A 21,783-nucleotide genomic window follows, 5' to 3' on the forward strand; every position below is an offset into this window, starting at 1 on the left:
TGGGAAGTTTTATGTATCAACGATCAATGCTGGCTTTTGTCTTGTAATTTTTACCTTGCAACTCAACCCAGTACAAAAAACAACCAAAAATTTTTGGGGTTTATTGTTTACTTTGTGTCAAAAATCGCTAGAATACGCCGGCTGAAATATATAGAAATATATACACGTTCTTTTACAACCCAAAGGTAATACCATGCATCCAATGTTAAACATTGCGGTTCGCGCTGCGCGTAACGCAGGCAAAATTTTACTTCGCGCTGGCGAAGATTTATCAAAAGTTGAAGTGCAACAAAAAGGCACTAATGATTTAGTAACGAATATTGATAAAGAAGCCGAAGCCGTAATTCGCGACACTATTTTACAATCTTACCCTACTCACTCTATTGTTGGTGAAGAGCTAGGTGAGCACGTAGGTAAAGATGCAGATTACCAATGGATTGTTGATCCTATTGATGGCACTACAAACTTCATCAAAGGCATCCCTCATTACGCGGTTTCTATCGCACTTAAAGTTAAAGGTCGTCTAGACCAAGCTGTTATCTACGATCCAATTCGTGGCGAGCTTTTCACCGCTTCTCGTGGTCAAGGCGCACAGCTAAATAGCAAACGTCTTCGTGTAAGTAAAACTACCGTTCTTTCTGGTACTGTTCTTGCCACTGGTTTCCCATTCAAAAACAAACACCATATGGATGCGTATACTGAAGCATTCAAAGCATTGTTTGTTCACACTGCTGATATTCGCCGTGCCGGTTGTTCTGCACTAGACATGGCATACGTGGCAGCTGGCCGTGTTGATGGTTTCTTTGAAATTGGTTTGAAACCATGGAACTCAGCTGCAGGTGAACTAATGGTTAAAGAAGCTGGCGGTATGGTTGTAGATTTTGCCGGTGGTAATAATTACGCTCACAGCGGTAATATTATCTGTGGCGCACCGAAATTAACACAAGCGATGATCCGTGAAATTCGCCCAGTATTAACTGAAGCGTTACTTCGCTAATAGCGAGTTATACTAAGATCGATACTAAAAGGAGCCTAGGCTCCTTTTTTAATGATTAAAATAAGGGTTCTCTAATTTTATCTCAACAGTATTTTGCGGATCAAATGGCAAGGCCTTTAAATCATCGCCAAAATACTGGTTAAATAGCTCATCAAAACTACCGTTCTTTTGCATAATAGATAAGCCATCGCTGAGCGTTTTTGCCAGTTCTGGCTTGTGTTTGGCCACAAAGTAATAAAAAGCACTCGGGTAGCTAATATATAAATTTGGCACAATAACAAGCGCTTGCTTATTAACTTCTTTTAACTCTGAGCTTACTTCTATGAAGGAGCGAGGAAAGTAATCAACTCGTCCGGTCAAAACGATATTAAACATCGCTTGATAATTTGCAAACGGTCGCACCGATAAATCATTATATGCCAATATTTTGGTATCCGGCCAGTCATGCCCTTGAATTGCAGTAAACCCTTTTAGTTGCTCTTTGCTCTTGATATCAGCAAAGCGATTAAGAAACAACTGCCTAGTTACTAAGGCTCGCTTACCAATATAACCTTTAAATAACGGCACTTTTATCGGTATTGCTAAGGTTTCGCGTTCGGGGCTGGTCATACTCCAATATAGGTCAACGCTATTATCGGCAAGGGCTATGAGCGCTCGCTGTTGGTGAGGGTGTACCACGACAGATTCTAACTGGGCTGAATAATTAGCAGCATCAAGCGCACGTTGCAGTAACTCTTTTAAGTATGCATCTCGTTTATATAATGTTCGAGGTTCTTGAGCGATTGTGACCGTTTCTTTTGCTGCAGTTTTAGCACTGTATACAGTACTAACAATAAGTACCGAGAGCGAGATGAGTGAAAAGAAATACCTAGTCATATTTATTATTTTCTAGTGTTTTAGTAAAGCTACACGCTGAGCAATAAATACTCAAGAAAAACAGCCCTACTTAACGTTATTTTATATGACTTGTTTCTCAGGAGTTAAACGTACAACCGCCAAAGCAGGACCACGTCGTTTACATAAAAATAGATAGCTGTGGCGATAGCGTTTTGCTTCTTTTTTAGCATCTGTTGCCAATGCAGCAATTTGATGGCTGTTAGTACACTGCTCTAGATCGGGTTCAACAACGCCAATCGATAAAGTAAGTAAAGGTACAAATTGCTTTTCACCTTCACGATTAGTTGCCCAATAACCACCACTGGCAATATGCTCTGGCGTAAAGAATGCACGAGATTTCAGCTCAAACTCAGTTATTATGTTGTTACATACTGTAGCCGCATCATCACCATCAAAGACCACCATAAAATCATCGCCACCAATATGACCAACAAAACTGGGCACATTACTACAAGCTTGGGTGGTGACATCGGCCAATAATTTGATAACACTATCACCACTGGCGTAACCATATAAATCGTTGAACTGCTTAAAGTGGTTTAAATCAATATAGGCTAATGCAAAGCTGTGTTTGGCTCTTAATCTATGCTCAATTGCTTCGTTAATTGCAACATTCCCCGGCAGCATAGTAAGTGGATTAGCATGCTGAGCATGACGAATTTTCTCTTCCGTAATATGTTTTAAAATATCCCGCAGTGGCGCGAGCCCTAAGTACTGCTCAGTGCGAGTGATCACAATATGACGGCGAATATCAAAATCATTTTCGGTAATTTGCTGACTAACAGTATCAAGCAGCTGATTTTCATCAACTACCAAGGGTTGCTTGTGCATTAATGCCGTAACCGGTTGTTTGTCGTATAAAGCATGGCCATAAGGAGCCGCAAATACTTCTGTTAGTTGATCTTTGTGTAATAAGCCTATCGGCTGCAAGCTTTCATTGACAACCGCAAGACTGATAATCGATTTATCTTTTTCAAAAATATTATGCGCATCTTTACAACGAGTATGACTGTCTATTGGGGCTTGTTCGATTGCTAACCAACCTATCGCCATTGATTGCTCAAACTGATTGTTAAGTGGGGTAAAACTTAATTGCTGTAATTGAGCTGAGTCAAACGCTAAGCTAGGTTTTAAACTTGGTCGTTCCAGCAAAAAGCCTTGCGCATTCACAATGCCTAGCCCTTCAAGTAAACTGAGTTCTTCAACCCGCTCTATGCCCTCTGCTATCACCGCTGTTTTGGTAACTTTCGCTAACTCTATAATTGATTTTAAAAATTCTTTTTTAACCACGCTTTCATCGCAATGGTCAATAAAATAACGGTCAATCTTCACATAGTCAGGACATAATTCTGACCATTGCTTTAACCCTGAGTAGCCTGCACCTAAATCATCGATGGCAATCGAAAAACCGAGCTGGCGATAATGGGCAATTGTTTTTAGCAATAAAAAACCATCATCAACCTTTTCTTGTTCGGTAACTTCAATCACCACTCTATTAGCGGCCAAGCCAAACTGCTTAATTAGGTGTAATGTTTCGCCTTTCGGATGGCAGGGATCAAGTAACGTTTTAGGACTTACATTTAAGAATAATTTGCCATGTAGTTTTAACCTTACAAAATTTTCGATCGCTTTTGAACGGCATAACAACTCAAGCTCTGAGATTTTATCGTGCACAATTGCAGCACTAAAAAGCGCATTTGGCATCTCTAGATCGCAATTTTTAGGGCCTCGACTTAATGCTTCGTAACCTAAAATTTGCTGCCCTGCAATATCAAAGATGGGTTGAAACAGTGTCGTTATTTCACTGTTTTTTAAGATATTTTCTAATATAGCTAGCCGAGCACTCACTTATCATCAACCCATTACTTCATTAAGAGAGTGCTAAAGTAGCAAGCTGGTATGACAATTTTATGTCAGTACCCGTTAACACTCCGGCATTTTGTTATTTATTTAATGCTTGTTCAACCTGATCAAAATGAGCTATCACCTCAATAATCCCAAGTTCAGCATATTCATAAGCTTGTGGGTCAACAAATCCTAAACGAGCAACCGCCTGTACAGTCGCAGGATGAACCAATAAATCCTTACCGTGATAACATATGGGATCGTCAAACTTAGGTAGCTTACCATCGCTATGATAACCACTTTCAATTTCTTCTAGGGGCAATGAAGGGAGCAAATCAGCAACAGCAATAAGCGCATTTATGTATTCAGCACATTGTGGATAATCAACTATCAAGTCATTGAGGATAGTCTGCGATAGCGCGACTAAATCAGCAGATTGAGTTTCTAAATTAGCTGCGTCTTTTTGCACTCTAATACTGCGAAGTAAGTTATTAGCTTGATGCTGATAATGTTCAAGTGTTGTTAATTGATAAGGTTGTACTGCAGCCTTTGATTGCTTAGGTTTAACGTTGTCATCACATCCGCTAACAATAATTAGACTACTAGCGACTACAAGTTGCTTTAACATTAGTTGGTTACATCAATACTTAATCAATAATTACTATTATAGGAAATATTACGTTCCATAAATAGCAATTATTAACAGCGACCTATTTAAAGCTACGCGGCATAAAACCCCGCCGACAAATATGCAAATACAAGGGGCTTGCCCCTTACGTAGGCCTTTTATTCTTTCAGCTTCTCTCTGGCTTGATACTCTAAAGCTACAAATACTATTAGACTATTCACCACCACCATCGGGGCACTTCTAACCTCCTTAGCTTTTTCAAGTACATTGTTAATTTTCAAAACTGAGTTCGCTTACCCTATTTGTCATCTTTGTGACTAGACCTAAATTTCGCTGCGCCTCGGTTAATGGCTTTTCTGAATGATACTCTTGGCATCAAGATAAGATCACGGTTTTGCGTGCCAAAGGTATAGTCATAAGGAAAATGTTTACGCTCTGTATTTGGCCCAAATTTGCCCGTGGCAAATATTCCCTGATGACAACTAATACAATTACTGGTGGAATCGGGCCCTTCAATAAAAGGGTTAGAGTTCCAAGTGATTACCTCTTTTTTATTGCGATAGTTTAAAAATAATTTTTTACTGCCAGTAAACAGCGGGAGGTTATTCATTCCATTTCCTGGGGAGGGATCCATTTCCAGTTCATTGACCGACACTAACATAATATAGTTACTGTAGACGTCACTGATACTGTCCGGTCTGTCACTACCAAAGCCTATATCTGGTTCGGGTTGCCAAATAAATGAGATCCATATCCAATCTTTAAGCTCTTTAGTAACAATGTGAAAACCTTTTAGGACAAAGGTTCTATCACCATCACTCATGGTAAAAGCGTTAGTTTTATCTAGGCAATACTCTCCTCTTTCAACCCATGCACCGCTATTAGCGATAACCTGATGTACACCGCTGGGGCTCAAATCTTTAACATTACTTTTATAGCAAAGGCCATTGGCACTTTGAGATTTAACTTCGCCCCAGGCTAATTTCATCATTATGGAGGTTGCCGGAAATTCCACCATACAATTGGAATGAGATGCTTTGTCCGCTAGCGGTGTGTCCATTAATTTTACCGTCACCGCTTGACATGCAGCAATACTACGAAAGTGTTGCAATATGTGAAGCACATAATCAGAGTTGTAAACTGCAGGAGAAAATAGTTGGAACCCCCCTGTCAATGGTGCCGGATCAATATTGGGCGATTTAGGTCTTTGAATACTCGACAATAACTTCTGGGCTGCACTTTCTGTAAGCCCCGAACCCGTAAACGCTGAATTTGAATCTATTGTGTCTAAAAGATACTCAATGTCATCACGGGAAAACCAGGTTTGCCACAGTGAAGTAAGGTTATTTTCCACAATAAAACCAAATCCGGTTTGTTGTTTGGCAGGCGCTAAAACTTCAGCTGAAATTTGCCAAGCGATCTTCCTCCGAAGAGAAAAGTCTGCTGCAAGCTCTATAGAGTCAAGCTCACCTACACCAATATAGGGCTCAGGTTTAACGTGAGACCAACTCTCCACAGGTTTGGTTATCATGGCGGCAGAGATGTCTAAACTCATCCCGATTAGAAAAGAGGCTATCATCAGGTTCTGTTGGATAGACTTAGACACTCTGCTTTCTCCAATCTTAACTAGCACTTTTAAGTTCAATTTTTTGCTTTAGCGACAAGCCCCAATTAAATCTGGCATCCATGTGAAGTGCTTGATCTACATACTGACTAGCCTCTTTAAAGTGATTGAAGAACAGGTGACAATTAGAAAGCCAATAAAGAGCATCAAGGTGCCCCCATGATGGTATTTGTTCTGTTACTGGCAGCGCAGTTTCGAATAACTCCACAGATTTAGTCAGTAGCGTAAGCGCTTTTTTCTTACTCCCACCAACTAGCCTAGGTTTGTTCATAAAGGACAAACCTTGCAATAGGTAAGTACGGGGGTTGTTAGGATTTATTTCAAGCGCAATCTTGAAGGATTTATCCGATGTCATCCCTGCTCTCGCCTTCGCTATAGGCTCAGAAGTTGCAGCCGCCAAGTGACCACTACAACAGGCAAGCAGATTATAGAATTCATCGCTATTGTCTTCTATACCATGAGCATCTTTCAACAAGGTTATGGCCTGTTGTGAATGTGTTTTGCTGTCTCCTCCCAATTGACTCAATGTCAATAACACAAATGCGCCATAATAGATCTGCCAGTGCTTTAATTGTTCTGGCATTTGCTCTTCAACAAAGGCTGTAAAGAACTGTTTTAATCCATCGGCATCATGTTGCATTTTTAGCTGCCAGATTTGCGCTTCAATGTCTAAAAAGCGATGCATTTGTTGATTCATTATTATTTCCTTACTTGAATTAACCTTTTCTAATACCGTTAACGATTGAGCGCTTTAGTGAAATAAAAGTCGGGGGTAGTCCGCTAACCAACGCCATAGCTATAGAAGTCAGAACAGCGATGAAGGCACTTTGCCAGGTAATGCTAAATGGAAAAACCACTTCACTTAGGCTGAGATGATTCAAAATCACGGCTTTGGTTTGGGTAAATATGCCCAATGTCACCAATATTCCCACTACCGCACCAGCTATATTGATCAGTATGGTGACACTGTAAATACTGGACGCCAGACTTGCCGAAGAAAAGCCTATTGCTCTTAGTAACGCGGTTTCTCTCTGGCGCGCTTCAATCATGGTATGCATGCTCTGCAATGACGAAAAACCTGTGGCTAGAATTAAAATTATAATGCTGGGAATGGCGATAATGTCTACAAACTGAGTCATTTCATCAATTTGGCCTGCGTAGTACTGTCGCTGCGTTTTGGCAACTAAACTGATTCTGTTGTTCTCCTGATTGAGCATATTCATTATCGCCTGAGCGCTTTCAGCATCTTCAAATCCAATTCGAATAGATTGAAAAATAGCCCCCCGGTTGTAAGCATCCTGTAGTAAGCTAACGTCCCCCCAAATCTCGGACTCTGCAACAGTTTCAGTTGTTGAGAAAACGCCCACTATAATCCATTCTAATGAACCCAAAGTGATTTTTTGATTCAGTCCCAACCAGGGAAATCGCGAAATCAGCTTGTTGCCAACCATGAGTTCACGTCTGCCTGATTCAAACATTCTGCCGCTTTGTATACTGAAGTGACTTCTCAGTTTCAGTGAATCATCACCTACACCTCTAACAGCAATCACTTGGGCTTCGCGCTTGGTGGCGTCACCGACTCGAATATTAGTAAAAAGCTCCGGAGCGATAACTGGGTTACTGGAATTCGCGTAGATGAGTGTCTTTAGCTGTTCAATTTGTTGAAAATTAAAGGAACTGATCACTTCGCTTTCTGAACCATTGCCCAGTAATATCAATTGTTTATCCGATCCCGCTGTTTGAATCATCTCAGATAACCCCACGCGAAGTGACAAAAACACCAAAATGATTAAAGTCAAACTGGCGGAACAAATTAGAATAGAAGCAACCTCGTAACGCCTTTTGGCTGAACTCTTAATGTCTAATCGTAAACAATTTAAAAACAGATTCATGCTAAATCGCCGATTTTAAGTTAGCTGACAAGTCTTCCTTCAGCAATTTTAGCAAAGGAAGAGTTGCGCCTGTTGCACCAAGAGAAATAGCGATGGCGGTAATTTGAACTATGTCCCAAAACCTGAGCTCAATATCAGAGAATGGACCATCCACAAGTATTTGTCCCAGTATCCAGGAGCTTACAAAAGTAATGCAAGTAGCAATCAGCATTGCCAACACAACAACCAAAATATTCTCGATCACTAACAATGAACTAATCTTTCTTTTTGAGTAACCCACTGCACTAAAGAGTGCCAACTCTCTTTTTCGCTCCACCAGCGATTGAGCCATAGAGCTAGATGTGAGTAAAAACACTACCAGAACGGCAATGGCTAATACGAGTTTTGTCATTAGTGCTAAATCGCCTAACTGCCTACGAAATGATTCAGCGAAAGCGCTTTCTTTTGATGTAAAAGTCGGGCTTTTGCTATTTTCAAACAGGTTGTCTAACTGGGTGATAGTATTGTTGACGTCATATTCAGGACGAATCCGGGATACAAAAAAACTAGTCATACCTCTACCAAACAAACGATTCCGTTCCAAATAAGTATGTTTAATTAACATGGACTCCTCTTCAGTACCGTCCTCGGCATAAAAAATCCCAGCGATGGTAAAGGGCCAATCACTGCTGAAATTCTTTTGGGTCCAAATGCTAGTGGTGAGTATGATTTTGTCACCTGTTTTCCAATCAAAACGCTCAGCAAGTACCGGTGTGACTAAAACAGCTGTTGGATCTTCCTTCCACAAGGGCAAACTAGTATCTGGAACTTGAATTCCGTCAAACACTGCAAAATAATTGTCTTCTTCAATAGCGTATTGAGAAAAGGTCTGGTCAGGTTTGAGAAAGTAACCGCCAAACCAAGTGACGAAAGTGGCATCGTTTACCTGTGGCATTTTTCTAACCCGTTCGATGGCAGGTTGCATTAACGGCTGGGTAATTGACTGCCGGTTTATAGTAACTATGCGACGTTTATCGTCTAATTCAAATTCGACGTCACAAGCATTATCGATGCCAACAATCAAACTAAAACCAAAAAATGCCAAACACATAGGTATAATAGTCAGTACAAGCCGTACCGGCTTACGTAACATATTCCTCACTATTATCTGCAACAAACCCACACTAGCGCTCCTTATCTGAAAATGGGGAGATCTCTGAAGAAACAATGGCTTGAGTTAGCTTTCCTTTGTACAACTCTATGCGTCGGTCAGTTGCTTCTGCCGCTATCATATCGTGTGTCACCATAATGATCGTTTTCTTAAACTCTGTTTTTAATGTGTTGAGTAAGTTCAGAATTGATTTGGCAGACTCTCTATCCAGATCACCGGTAGGTTCATCGCACAACATTAACTTTGGCGAACTGACAAAAGCTCTTGCAATCGCGACTCTTTGTTCCTGTCCACCAGATAATTCGTTGGGATAGTGTGAGGCTCTATCGGCTAGTCCCACAAGTTCCAGTGCTGCACTGACTCGTTCTCGTCTCTTTTTCGATGATAGACTGGTTAGGAGTAGTGGCAATTCCACATTTTGTGCAGCGCTTAAATAAGGCAGTAAATTACTAAACTGAAAAACAAAACCTATATTTTGCGCTCTCCAAAACGCAGATTCTGCATCGCAACCTTTGGTTTGTACCTGGCCTTCAATGAGTATTTGACCTGCATCCTGATTGTCCAACCCGCCGATAATATTCAGCAGTGTAGTTTTTCCTGAGCCCGAAGGGCCAGTTAAAGCAATAAACTCCCCCTGCTCGACATTCAGGTTAATTTGATCCAAGGCGATAATGCGTGTGTCGCCTTTTCGATATCCTTTTGACAATTTTTTTATTTGTAAAAACATAATATTATCGCTTAATAATGATGTCTTGACCATCTGTTAGAGGTGAAGCAGACCATGAGATAACCGTTAATCTTTGCGGCAAATCTGTTAGCAGATAATCGTCATTTGCCTTTTGTCTTGCATCAACTAGCCTCCGTCTTGCAACACCGTTTACCTCAACAAATACATAGGTTTTTCCATCTAGAATATGCACCGCTGAATTAGGAATCAGAATAGCTTTAGGTGCGTCATTTAAATGGTCTGGTTTTTTAGTAAACACCCCTGTTACCGTTGCGCCTGGATTGATTGTGGGCACTTGCTCAACAGGTTCTGTTATGACTATAACAGTGCCTGTTTGACTGTCAGTAATTGGAGCGATTTGTTTAATTTTGGCTTCAACTAGCAAATCGGGTTGAGAGGTAAAACTGACACTAATACTGTCGCTGTTTACCACTTGTGGAAGAAAGCGTTCATTAACATCGAAATGAAATTCCAAAGAAGACAAATCTGTGATGGTGCATATGCCACTTCGGGTAAAAGTGCCCCCGGCAGATGCAGGAGAAATAATTTCGCCGACGTTAGCGCTCATAGCGGTCACTATACCATTAAACGGCGAGCGTATAATTAGGTCATCGAGGTACAGCTGAGTCTGCAGAATTCCATTTTTTAACTCATCAATGGATTGCTCTAACTGGATGGCTGCTATTTTCTTGATAATGACCTGACTGATTACTTGTTCGTAGGCTTCGTCACTAATGAGCTGCTCTTCTAATAGTCGCTTGGCTCTATCACTGGAAGCTTGTGCTAAAGCTAAATCTTCCAGCCTAACCTCTCTAAGAGATAACTGAGATTTCAAGTTCGTTTCAAAGGTATTTAGCTCTATCTTTGCTTGCCTGTCGTCTAAAGTGGCGACAGCTTGACCCGCTTGCACCAAATCCCCAAGCCCTACGGAAATACCGGTCACTCTACCCGTTACATTGGCTGACACTGTGGTGCTCTCTGGTGCAACAACAAAACCAGATACCTCTAATTGGGCATCTAGAGCCAAGCCGAAAGAGCTAGTGTTCTGTGGAGTGCCAATTACGCTGACCTCAGTTGGTTTACCTGTGGATAAGATCTGAACTGCAATATAGCCAGCCCCTAGTATTAATAAAGCAAAAATTGAATAATAGATCGGTTTGAGATTACTTGGTTTGTGCAACGGAGCTGTGTCGCCAAATTCAAGTTTGTGCAGAATGGACAACATATCCTCACAGGCCTCTTTGCCTACGTCCTTTTGTTGATTATTTTGCATTTGGCTCATAAAAATTTTTCTTGATTGAGGTTTCTAATGCCAGCGGCACAACCCAATCCGCCAAGACCGATTAAAATAGCTGCCGGCAAAAGAGCTTCTGCTATTGAATAATCACGCCAAATTGCCCCTTCCATCAGCAAAATAGACCATTTCCCAGGACTTATGTTACTGAGATAAGACAGCCATTCAGGCATTAAAAATTGGGGCATCATACCACCCCCTAACATGGCAAATATGACCATAATCGACCAGGCTGCGCCTGCTACCGATTCAGGGTTAGATCCAATACTGCCAATGGCTAACATAAGTCCGGCAAAACAAAATGCCGAACACAAAATGGCGAAACTCAGCATAGCGAAAGATTGAATATTAAGTTGAAACGCAATTTTTCCGAATACGATTAAAATTACACAGGAAACAAAAATAGTGAACATACAAGATAGAATCTTGGAGGACAAAATAACCCACATGGGAGTAGGGGAGACTTTTAATCGCAAAATGGTTTGTTGCAATCTTTCTGTGGCGAGGCTGGAGCTCATAATGGCTACACAGGCTAATATGGACCAAAGTGAAGCTTGTGGTACTGTAATACTGAAAGCACTCACGGGTAGATCGCTTTCAACGACATAATCTTCATGAGTGATTTTCAGGGGCTCTAGGCTTTGACTGGCCATATCCGAATTACCACTTCCTTGTCTTTCCTGCACTAACTCCATCGCGGTAGGCATCGTGATGCCGGTTATCATGCCAGAAATCATCTTGCGCTTGGGATCCGATACTATGCGGATTTCGGAAGGAGAGGTAATAAAAGGAAACTGTTGTAATCCAGCGCCAAAACCTGGCTCCAAAATCAAATAAGCAATGACGTCCCCCAAACGCGTGGCATTTTGTGCCTCTTCCAACGAGCTTTGAATTATTTCCAGCTCTTCTCGTTTTGATAATCTACCTACATAGGCGGTGCTTATTTTTGTCTTATCATTGTCCACCAAGGCTATGGCTAGTTTATTGGTTTCCTCACTGACACTGTTAATGGCCCCAAAGATGGTCGCGATCAAAAGAGGTAACAACAAAATCATGACTAAGTTGGATGCATCACGGACAATTAACATGCAATCTTTTTTGATTAAATAGATGATTTCACGCACTGAGTTTTTCTCCGTTCAGCAAATTTGTCAACACGTCTTGCAGGCTGGGCGGAATAACCTTGAGATTAAAAATGCTGGAGTGAGAATTAAATAATTGATGCACAGCTTTCGCTGGTTCTCTGCTAGAAAGAACCACAGGTTGCCCCTGCTCACTCTGCTGATAAGAGATTTGACTATCGCCGCCATACTGAGCAATAAGATCCAGTGTGGAAGCACAAGCCAAAGCTCGGCCCTCGTGTAGTATTAGGACCTCGTCACAGACCTGATCCGCCTCCTCGATATAATGCGTGGTATACAATACAGTTTTGCCTGAATTTTTCAGATCTAGAACAACGTCTAATATGTGTTGCCGACTTTGAATATCTACACCTGCAGTAGGTTCATCCAGTAACAATAGTTCAGCGTTACTCAGCAGTGCCACCGCCATATTTGCTCTACGTTTAATTCCTTCAGAACAAGACTTCACCTTGCGATGGATAAAGGTATGCAGTCCCATTTTTTCCGAGGCGTAATTTACTTTGTGCTCAAGTTCACTTCCCTTTAAGCCCTGCAGAGTCGCGAAGAAAGTCAGATTCTCCATAATAGACAAACTGCTGTACAAAGCAATTCTTTGAGGCGCCAAACCTATTTTTGAACGAGTGTTTTGGTCGTACGGAGGAAGCGAATTGAATAACTCCACTTCTCCTTCGTCTGATGAAAGAAGCCCCACTAACAAATTGACTATGGTGGTTTTTCCAGCCCCGTTTCTGCCCAAAATTCCCAGAACTTTGCCAGCACTAACTGAAAAACTGACATCTTTGAGAGCGAGGTTGGAGTCATAAGACTTGTGGATATTTTTGAAATTGAGTATTTTTGACATATCAGCCTTATTGCTCCTCGTTCACATTGATTAAAGTGTTGACTTGATTTGCACTGTGCCAATAGACTGCAAAATTAAAGGCGCAATGGGCGATAATGGCAGGCAGTAATGATTGGGAACTCAAAGTCATTAACAACCAAATAAAGCCATATACTGATTTAAAAATAACATGTATCCAGCCAAAAAATATGTGATGAACCCCAAATGCTAGTGAGCTAATGACGAGCGCCCATGAGAGAGAGAACGACCACTCTTGAAACATGGCTAATGGCAAGTAGGCTCGCCATATAACCTCTTCCATCAACACAATTGAGACCACAACAGGAACAAACCATTTCTTTTGCCAATAGGACACCACTGACGTACGGGATTGCGCTTGTTGTTTGGTTTTTAGAGATATCATCCAAGCTTCTAGTTTAAATAGTAATAGACCTGAAATAGTGGACAGTAAAATAATTGCTGTAAACACTAGCCAGTGCTCAGACCCCAAGGGCAATGCGAACAACAGCACAACTTCGGAGTGGGAAGTGCCCCAGAACACAGCGATAAACAGAAGACCTAGGGTGGCAGAGTACATTAGCAAGCTGTTTCGGTTGAAAAAATCATAGCTATCAATGCGCCATCTGGAAAGGAGTCGAGCCGATATTGCAAATACAGCAGCCAAAATCAGAACAAAACTTAGCACCAAATAAAGCATCATAACCATCTCCTATTAAAGTGAGGTGAAATCCGATATCGGTTTACCAATTGGCATAATTAGAGAGACAAATTGACGGTCTCCATCAATGCCCATAAGTTGATTCATTTCATTGTCCAGAAAACCGAACACCATGCACGATCCGAGGTCAATAGAGGTTGCCGCCAAGTGCAAGCTTTGCCCTAATACACCAGCATCCATATGGGTTAAACGATAAGCTCTGTCCTCATATTTCCATTGCACTCTATCTAAATCACTAACTAATACAAAGATACCTGCACAGCGAGCAATCCAGTCCTGGAATGAAGTAATTTCAAATATGCGACCCCTTACTTCACCTTCACTCACCAATTCCAACGCATGCTTGTCAGCTCTGTATTTATATATGCCGCGGGACAGAGATTCCGTATTCAGCGAAATATAGTACAGCTGAATAGAGAGTAAGCCTCCCCCTGTTGGAGCAAGAGGTGCATGAGGAATAACCTGAGATGAAGTGATTTTGAATCTATCTCTGGCACTCACTGTGGATGTACACAAGCTAGATATTTCTGCCAATGATACTTCTTCATCAGTATAATCTCGCACTGATTTCCTTCGGCGCATCAGTTGCTCAAACTTTTCCGTGGGTTGTATACATGGCTCAGGGAGTTTGATAAAAGTATTGTTGTCATTTCCCTCATTGATCGCAGGCCTATCTGAGAATAAAATGTTATTCATGACCTGCTTACCGACACCCACATCCAGTTTTAATCCATCATGAGCCAGAGCGAGAGGGTTAATCGCTAAACCTTCTTCTTGCCTAGCCAATGCGCGCTTAACATAAACTTCAATGGCCGCTCGATTTGCTGCTTCCAGTTGTTCCAAAAGAGGTGTAACCGTATCTCGATTCGAAAAAGGACCGCTTTGATTAGATTGCTCTGCCATTGGTGTAGAAGATGACACTTCCAGCCCTATGGTTTGTTCATTATTATCCATGACTGTGTACTCCACTCTTTTCGTTTGTAACGCCGAGAATGCATTGAATAGACTGTTCGATTCCGTCCAGATCTAAAAATCGATCCACTTCGTTATCATAGAAGTAATCCAGTTGCGTCATTTGCCCATTTTGTATATCTTCTTCGTAGAAGCCCAGAATATAACCCAGATCTAACAGCATTTTGCGATAGCCTTTAGCCCCAAAGATCATCATATATCTCCAAGGGCAACCAACAAGAAACACCAGTGAGTCTTGATTGGATACCGAATCTACATTAGGTCCGTAAAATGACTGGTTCAATTTTTTCAGCTTTGCTGCGTCGTAATTTCTGTCTTTAACCAGAATTTGTTTGTTGGGCAGGATCTTGCGCAACTTGTCCCCAGTGAGTACATAAGCATCTATGGCGTAGAAGCGCTTGGGGGAAAATTGTCCCAGTGAATGCAAACACTCGGGAACCTCTTTACACCATTCAAATGCCGGCAGGATTGGACTGATATTCATATCACTTACAGTGTCGGGGCTATAGTTGTAGGAAGTATCCATGTAATGCTGAATAATTTGATCTATGCTCTCTTGATTTTCAGCGATTCGCCTCGTGGTATGGCGGGATACTTTCGAGTTTTCGTGGAAGAATTCCGCAGGGTTAATGGAAAGCTCACCGAAGCGACATTGAAACTCTCTATATACTTCTGGCAGCAAGTCAATGCTGTTAATCGGCGGCATAAAAGTGCCTTCAGCCGTGGTTTTCTGATCTAGAAAATAATCGGCAGGATCGATAAATGGCATAACTGGACTCCTACAAGAACACGTTTCTAAATGGACGGAATGGAGCACAAGCCGGGCAGCGTGGGATACGTTTAATATCTTCATAATCTACAGACATGCGTTCGAAGTCAGTCCGTATGGCGCGACTCACCAAGTAGCTTCTCCCAGTTGTAAGGTAGGTCAGCAGTCCTGCGGTAAACTGTCCTGATACCACATCAACATAGGGAGGGGGGGCTATTCCCAAATCAGGTTGTCCCATAGCGCTGACGGCATCGTAATAAGTGATGACATCACGCTTTAAGGTGCCCGCTGCGGCAATACCCTGAATATCAAACTCGTTAAAACAGCCTGTTTCTCCAGGAACGAAAATGGGCCCAGCGACACCTTCAGAGCCATCAAATATAGTCATAGCCCAAGGCTTATCAGCTTCCAGAGCCTGCTCATTGACAGAGTGCAAAATAGACTGCATATATTCATCTAATGCGGCAACCACAAAGTCACACTCTTCGAAAACCTTGGCGATGTTTTCCTTAGAAAAACTATCTTCGGTAATAGTAGAAATACATTTTAAATCATAGTGTTGAAAAGATTCAGCTAAACAATCAGCAATCGGAGCCTGTTCTTGTATGTATCTGGGCTCAATACCAAGGAAGCGATGAACTGTATTGGTATTTTTGATTTTAGCATCATCTGCTAGTAGTAAATGCTTAATGCCGCTTTGTACGAGTTGCCTGGCAATGCGACTTCCCGACTGACCGCAACCAATGACTCCTATGCGTTTATCCGCCAATGGAGTTTCGGCATCTTGAATAACTCGGTAGTAGACATCAACCAAATCGTGGTCAGCTTCCACCAGTATTTTTTCTTCGATTAATTGTTCAATTAGTTGCAGGGCGTCTTCTTGTTCTTCGTATTTAACGATCTCTTTTTCTCTTAAATCCTGAAGATTCGTTTGGCTATTCATGTGGTTAATAACACGACCTAATAAACCAGTGCGCCCTTTATCCGTCCAATTTTTGGAAAAGAAAGAGCGAGCACTGTGTTTAACCAATATTTCATTCTCGGTGACTTTTATCACTCGAAGATGCGGGTTAATTTGATACTTTTCGTTTTTAAGTGCCATTTATAATTACCTTATATTTATGGTCGACATAGATTCTTTTAAAAATGCCAACCCTCATAAAAGAGCCGGCATTAATTAACTCAGCTTACAGGGCTTTGACTTGATCGCCGCCGTTACAGCAACAGCAGCAACAGCACCAGCAGTTACAACCGCCTGGAGCAAACGCTAATCCAGACTCATATCTGTGATCGAAAGCTGATGATTTTGAAAGTTTCATTTGTCTTCCTCATATTTAAATTTAAAAGTTAACCTCACGGTTATTCCGTGTGTTTTCCTACTAACGCTGCAAGTTGTAATGCAACAAGCACCCATTACCGCTAACCCGGTTTTAAATTACAAGTAACCCAGTTTCTATGGATATGGTTGTGGTGATTTAGTCAGGTCTTCAAAAGTTAACTTTCTGTCTTTCCAATTTAATTTTTGTGGTAATTCGAAATAACGGTCAACTCCATATGAAGGCATTGAATGTAAATATGGAGGTGTAAGTTTGGTACAAAAAACTTTCGTCAAACGGACTGTTTGTAAATTTGGTAGCGTAAAATCGAAAAATATTGGGTTTAATCCATTTTTTCTCGATATCTCCAACATTTGCTCAAATTTACATTCACTCTTTTTAGGTTTACTCATTAATTCTGATAATTTAACTTTCCCGGAACCTTCCAGATACCATTGAAGCTTTTTAGCGTGAGAGGGATAACCATAGTGACCAATTACTTTATAAAAAATATCGAATTTTTCTACTGGTACATCTTCTTCAACAAAAAATAGCTCTTTTACTCTTTCTGAATATACCCATTGAGGACAATTCAGAATTATTCGGCTACTTCCCTCAGCCTGCGCAAATTCACCTAAAGCAGAGAGGATGGCGTCTTCAATTGTCAGACCACCACCGCCTCCGGAAATATAGTTATACTTATTAAAACCTTCGACAAAACCAACCGCAGTGACAGTGTAAAAATCCTCTACATCTGTCATATGTAAATAAAGAGTAATATTGTCAACTAGGGTTTGGGCATGTTCTAAAATACGTTGCACTCTAAAATCGTCTGGCATGCAGTCCAACTCAATGATCTTTGGAGCATGGCCTGTATTCCAGTGAACATTCACAGCATCGCGCTCTAACACTTCAGAAATACCATGGTAAACGGCCAGTTCTTTTGTAATATGAGTCGCTAGTCCACCACTAGTGGCATAGCAAAACATATTTTCCTTAGGGTGAAGTAAATTAAATGGCATAACGATTTGAGCCGGCACCCAAATATTCTCAGAACCATTCAATAAGCATTCACCTTGAATCCATCCCACAAAGGTATCTTCAGTAAATCTTTCGTATTCAAATCCTTCTTTTTCGTATTGTTCATCTGCAAACAAGGGTAATTCACTGGGATGCAAGCAGTTGAATCCTTTTTCCAGCATAGTTTTGTAAGTACCATGTATCAACTGGTCATCATATGCAAATGAGATAAAGCTTCCCATTGCCCTCTCGATAACTTCGCCTAAGGAGGAGGCCATCATGGTAGGTAAGTCAAAGCCTTTACCACCACCAAAGATGGTCCGCTGTATACTACTCTCGAATGACTTTTTACCAAGAATATTTCGGGCAATGTGATCAAACTCATAGAATTCACAGTTGCCCGTGTACATAATTAAGCCCCCAGAACCTCTAAAATAACTAAGTACTCTTTTGATTGGTCCTCTTGGGTAATAATAAGAGTTTATTTCCTCATACCCTTTACTTTCCTTGCTTCCTGTAATGTAAGGCAGAGAAAGGTATTGTTGATTAATTGCTGTCGATTCAATGTTGACTGACATAGTAATAATCCCAAACTTATTTACTCTTTTGATGTTTGCTATTCAGTAGTTATTTATAGCCCAAAGTACTGCGCGATTGACTCCCCCCTCTTTAGAGTTGGTATCAAAGTGTTTTTCACCCAAATATTGTCAGAAATTTCTAATGACTTGGTGAGTGCAGATATGGCATCTCCTTGCTCACCTGACAAGGATTTGAGCATACCTAACCAAAGATAAGCCTCGTCAAAGCCCCATTTAGGTAACTGCTTGCCCTCCGTTGAATTTTGAGTTCTGAAGTACGTTATAGCTCTGGTGAATAATTGACTAGCTTCGTCTATTCCTCCACCGAATTGTGGGGGGATATACACTGCGCTTGTTCCTTTGATAAATAGAAGGCGAGGATTTTGACTGTCAATTTTCGTAGCAGCATCAAGAGCATTACGGCTTTTAAGTGACAATGCCATTGTTTGTTCTGGTTGGTAACGAATCATAGCATTAGAACATGCGGCGGTGAGCACATGCGCTTCGGTATATTCTGCTGACTTGGAGAGTATATTGTTGTTAGTATCAAGGCACTTCTGAAAATAGGTTTCGCCATTTTCGTAATCCAGCAGCCCAAGTCTGTAGTTGATGAGTGCGATAAAATACTGAACCAAAAGTGACTCTTCTTCTGAATTAGCTTTTTTATTCAGTAGTAATTCTTCATATTCTTTTAAATTTTCTGTTTTACTTAACGAGTAAAATCTTTGAATACTATCGGAAATGCTGTTTAAACTTGAATCTTTGTGATCTTGTTCTGCTTTTAGATTTGAGGTTGTAAGCAATAGCGTAAGAAAGACAAAAACTAATAATACTCTCATTATAATTTCCTTTTTATTTCAAACTATTTTGTTGGGCCGTTTGGCCTCAACAAGTTTTATATGATCCTTGTTCCTATTATTGTTGTTCCCTTTTTTAAACTTGTCAATTTTTTGTACATTAAATATACAAATCACACAGCGAGATCGTTATAAATTGAGCTTTTACATTCAATTAAATCTGATATAAAACTTAAGAAACTGAATGTAATTAGTACGATTTTTATACCAATTCGCTTAATTAAGTGATCTGTTTAGAGGTGAGGAAATCTGGGCGATAGCAAGGCAGAAATTTCGTTATTGAGTTGTTCTAAATGAGAGATTTTTTAACGCATCTAGTCTAGTGTCAGGATTAGTCCTAATAATGATTCAGTATTATTGCTGATTGATAAAGTTTTTGCGAAAAATGCTGCATCAATCCCATTACATTTAACTTACACAAATTCTGAGTTCGAAAACAATTTTGAATCAGACCTTTAGTGGAGCGTAGAAAAAGGCGATGCACTGCTATACGTGCCAGAAAATCAATTAGTGCTTAGTAAGCTTATAGCTAACGAAAGCAGTAATGACGACTATTGCAAGTGCGACTGATTCAGCCTACCAAGTGCAAATTAAAAATCTATAATGTACAAGGCCAAGCTGTGTCTCCTGCAAACGAGAGTAAAAATGGTATTGCCACGTCTGATACAAGTTTCAAAAAAGTCTAGCTTTTACCGCTGATATTAGAACCTGCGCTCTAGCTGCAATAGCATAAACTAAAAAGCCCTGTAAGTTTGTCACCTACAGGGCCTTTATTTAATCTAACTAAAGTCCCTAAAGCTACTCGCTAAGCAACAAAACCATAAATCAATGCAGCTACCGCTAATAAGCCTACAGCTAACACAAACAAAGTGCTAAAACAGCCACGGTACTTTTGTAATGCTGGAACCTTATAAACAGCGATCATTGGCATGATGAATAAGATCATCGCAATAATCGGCCCTGATAGTTGGTCCATCATATCTAAGATACTTGGGTTTTTAACAGCACAAAACCAAATTGCCAAGAACATAATAGCAACGCCAATTTTATCGGCGTTCTTCACTGATAGGTTGGTTTGCTTAGTAACAAGCCCATTAAAGCTTTCTCTTGCTCCTAAAAAGTGACCTAAGAAAGATGAAGTGATAGCAATAAACGCGACTAGCGGGCCAAAGGTGGCAATAAATGAGTTGTCAGTAACATTAGCTAAGTATGATAACACGGATACATTTTGTGCTTTTGCTTGCAACATTTGCTCTGGTGTTAATGAAAGTACACACGAAAATACAAACAATAGAACGAACACTATCAGTAATAAACTGGTGCGCTTTAGAATCGCCTCGGACTTAGCTGTCGCTTGTTTACCATAATGACCTCGCTGTACGTTTACAAAGCTTGAGATCGCCGCTGCGTGGCTAAATGAGAACACTATAATAGGAATTGACAGCCATAACGTTTTACTAAAGCCTGCAAACTCAGGAAAGGCCATATTTGGTACTTGCCAGCTCGGAATTAAATACAACGATAAAAACAATAAAATACCGACTAACGGATACACTAAAATAGCAAAAGCACGCAACATTAGCCTTTCACCACCGAGCATCAAGCTGATCATACCTGCAACTAAAATTCCTGAAAGCAATACTCTAGAAGGTGCTTCCATACCTAATTGGTTTACCATAAAACTATCAACAGTATTAGTTAGGCCAACACCATAGATCAGTAGAATTGGAAATATTGATAAGAAATACAATAATGAAATTAATCTACCAGCATTCACACCAAAATGCTCTTCAACCACATCGGTAAAATCAGCATCTTTGTTCTTTGATGACAATACAAAACGCGCTAAACCACGGTGGGCTAAGAAAGTCATTGGAAACGCTAAACACGCTAAAATGATCAGCGGCCAAAAGCCACCAATACCAATATTAATTGGCAAAAACAAAATACCGGCACCGACGGCAGTACCAAAAAGACTCAACACCCATTGGGTATCATGAAAGTTCCATTTCGATTTACTTGTTGTCACTGCGTCAAACTGCGCAGCATCAGTGGAAGAGTTCATGCACTTCACCTATTAGTATAATAATTTGGCAAGAGCATATAGAAATCAACACATTATTTCAGTTTTTGGCGACATAATTAACTAAATATTACAGCCTATTTTGTAATTACTGAGTTACTTACTGTCATGAATTTGAAACAGTCATAAAATCAAAATTCTTTAGCTGATAGAGGAAATAAATTTGCGAGTTTCGAGTTTCGAGTTTCGAGTTTTACAAAAATAAACTTTTCGCGCCCTATGTCAAACGTTCGCTAACTTTACTCTCGCTAACTTTACTCTCGCTAACTCACATTTTAAACGTAAAAAAGCCCGACTATTTCTAGTCGGGCTTTCTCAATTTGGAGCCTGGCAATGTCCTACTTTCACATAGCAAATGCTACACTATCATCGGCGCTGTTTCGTTTCACTACTGAGTTCGGCATGGGGTCAGGTGGGTCCAAAACGCTATTGT

The 21,783-nt window shown here is 40.6% G+C and carries 19 protein-coding genes and 1 rRNA gene; 1 reads left to right on the forward strand and 19 read right to left on the reverse strand.

What is annotated here, in order from left to right; genetic code table 11:
- Nucleotides 1-193: 193 nt before the first annotated feature.
- Nucleotides 194-997: an inositol-1-monophosphatase gene (gene suhB / locus H5203_RS20465; RefSeq protein WP_145236520.1), complete on the forward strand. Its 804-nt coding sequence runs from the start codon at nt 194-196 to the stop codon at nt 995-997.
- A gap of 48 nt (nt 998-1,045) precedes the next feature.
- Here suhB and H5203_RS20470 read toward each other — a convergent pair whose 3' ends face one another.
- From H5203_RS20470 to rrf, 19 genes are all read right to left on the reverse strand, one after another.
- Nucleotides 1,046-1,873 (reverse strand): ABC transporter substrate-binding protein, encoded by an 828-nt coding sequence (locus tag H5203_RS20470; protein ID WP_182820212.1) that lies wholly within the window; start codon nt 1,871-1,873, stop codon nt 1,046-1,048.
- A gap of 81 nt (nt 1,874-1,954) precedes the next feature.
- Nucleotides 1,955-3,742 carry a bifunctional diguanylate cyclase/phosphodiesterase gene (locus H5203_RS20475; protein ID WP_182820213.1) on the reverse strand — a complete coding sequence of 596 codons (1,788 nt, stop codon included), beginning with the start codon at nt 3,740-3,742 and terminating at the stop codon, nt 1,955-1,957.
- A gap of 94 nt (nt 3,743-3,836) precedes the next feature.
- A complete protein-coding gene (locus H5203_RS20480; protein ID WP_182820214.1) occupies nt 3,837-4,367 on the reverse strand; it encodes a hypothetical protein in 531 nt (176 codons plus the stop codon).
- Between the two features lie 298 nt (nt 4,368-4,665).
- Nucleotides 4,666-5,973 (reverse strand): hypothetical protein, encoded by a 1,308-nt coding sequence (locus tag H5203_RS20485; protein WP_182820215.1) that lies wholly within the window; start codon nt 5,971-5,973, stop codon nt 4,666-4,668.
- A gap of 16 nt (nt 5,974-5,989) precedes the next feature.
- On the reverse strand, nt 5,990-6,688 hold the full coding sequence (locus H5203_RS20490; protein ID WP_182735787.1) for a hypothetical protein: 699 nt from the start codon (nt 6,686-6,688) through the stop codon (nt 5,990-5,992).
- Nucleotides 6,689-6,707: 19 nt separating this feature from the next.
- On the reverse strand, nt 6,708-7,883 hold the full coding sequence (locus tag H5203_RS20495; protein ID WP_182735788.1) for an FtsX-like permease family protein: 1,176 nt from the start codon (nt 7,881-7,883) through the stop codon (nt 6,708-6,710).
- A gap of 1 nt (nt 7,884) precedes the next feature.
- The gene (locus tag H5203_RS20500; protein ID WP_182820216.1) at nt 7,885-9,045 is read right to left on the reverse strand and encodes an FtsX-like permease family protein; all 1,161 of its coding nucleotides are present in this window, start codon (nt 9,043-9,045) and stop codon (nt 7,885-7,887) included.
- A 1-nt stretch (nt 9,046) separates the two neighbouring features.
- Nucleotides 9,047-9,760: an ABC transporter ATP-binding protein gene (locus H5203_RS20505; RefSeq protein ID WP_182759141.1), complete on the reverse strand. Its 714-nt coding sequence runs from the start codon at nt 9,758-9,760 to the stop codon at nt 9,047-9,049.
- A 4-nt stretch (nt 9,761-9,764) separates the two neighbouring features.
- Nucleotides 9,765-11,042: an efflux RND transporter periplasmic adaptor subunit gene (locus tag H5203_RS20510; RefSeq protein WP_182735791.1), complete on the reverse strand. Its 1,278-nt coding sequence runs from the start codon at nt 11,040-11,042 to the stop codon at nt 9,765-9,767.
- Nucleotides 11,039-12,178: an ABC transporter permease gene (locus tag H5203_RS20515; protein ID WP_182759143.1), complete on the reverse strand. Its 1,140-nt coding sequence runs from the start codon at nt 12,176-12,178 to the stop codon at nt 11,039-11,041. Before H5203_RS20515 ends, H5203_RS20510 begins: the two co-directional genes overlap by 4 nt.
- A complete protein-coding gene (locus H5203_RS20520; protein ID WP_182735793.1) occupies nt 12,171-13,037 on the reverse strand; it encodes an ABC transporter ATP-binding protein in 867 nt (288 codons plus the stop codon). Before H5203_RS20520 ends, H5203_RS20515 begins: the two co-directional genes overlap by 8 nt.
- 7 nt (nt 13,038-13,044) lie before the next feature.
- Complete coding sequence (locus H5203_RS20525) at nt 13,045-13,737, reverse strand: CPBP family intramembrane glutamic endopeptidase (protein WP_182735794.1); 693 nt, start codon at nt 13,735-13,737, stop codon at nt 13,045-13,047.
- 12 nt (nt 13,738-13,749) lie between these two features.
- Nucleotides 13,750-14,709: a SagB/ThcOx family dehydrogenase gene (locus tag H5203_RS20530; protein ID WP_182820217.1), complete on the reverse strand. Its 960-nt coding sequence runs from the start codon at nt 14,707-14,709 to the stop codon at nt 13,750-13,752.
- Nucleotides 14,702-15,496, reverse strand: coding sequence for a hypothetical protein (locus H5203_RS20535; protein WP_182820218.1), 795 nt, complete (start codon nt 15,494-15,496; stop codon nt 14,702-14,704). Before H5203_RS20535 ends, H5203_RS20530 begins: the two co-directional genes overlap by 8 nt.
- A gap of 10 nt (nt 15,497-15,506) precedes the next feature.
- A complete protein-coding gene (locus tag H5203_RS20540; protein WP_182735797.1) occupies nt 15,507-16,598 on the reverse strand; it encodes a ThiF family adenylyltransferase in 1,092 nt (363 codons plus the stop codon).
- A 351-nt stretch (nt 16,599-16,949) separates the two neighbouring features.
- Nucleotides 16,950-18,410, reverse strand: a complete 1,461-nt coding sequence (locus H5203_RS20545; RefSeq protein WP_182735798.1) for a YcaO-like family protein — start codon at nt 18,408-18,410, stop codon at nt 16,950-16,952.
- 53 nt (nt 18,411-18,463) lie between these two features.
- The gene (locus tag H5203_RS20550) at nt 18,464-19,249 is read right to left on the reverse strand and encodes a hypothetical protein (protein ID WP_182759145.1); all 786 of its coding nucleotides are present in this window, start codon (nt 19,247-19,249) and stop codon (nt 18,464-18,466) included.
- Nucleotides 19,250-20,072: 823 nt separating this feature from the next.
- The gene (locus H5203_RS20555; protein ID WP_182820219.1) at nt 20,073-21,332 is read right to left on the reverse strand and encodes an aromatic amino acid transport family protein; all 1,260 of its coding nucleotides are present in this window, start codon (nt 21,330-21,332) and stop codon (nt 20,073-20,075) included.
- Nucleotides 21,333-21,675: 343 nt separating this feature from the next.
- A 5S ribosomal RNA gene (gene rrf / locus H5203_RS20560) occupies nt 21,676-21,783 on the reverse strand; the annotation flags it as partial.

The organism is Pseudoalteromonas sp. SG41-1, from assembly GCF_014164575.1.
GTDB classification, from domain to species: Bacteria; Pseudomonadota; Gammaproteobacteria; order Enterobacterales; family Alteromonadaceae; genus Pseudoalteromonas; species Pseudoalteromonas rhizosphaerae.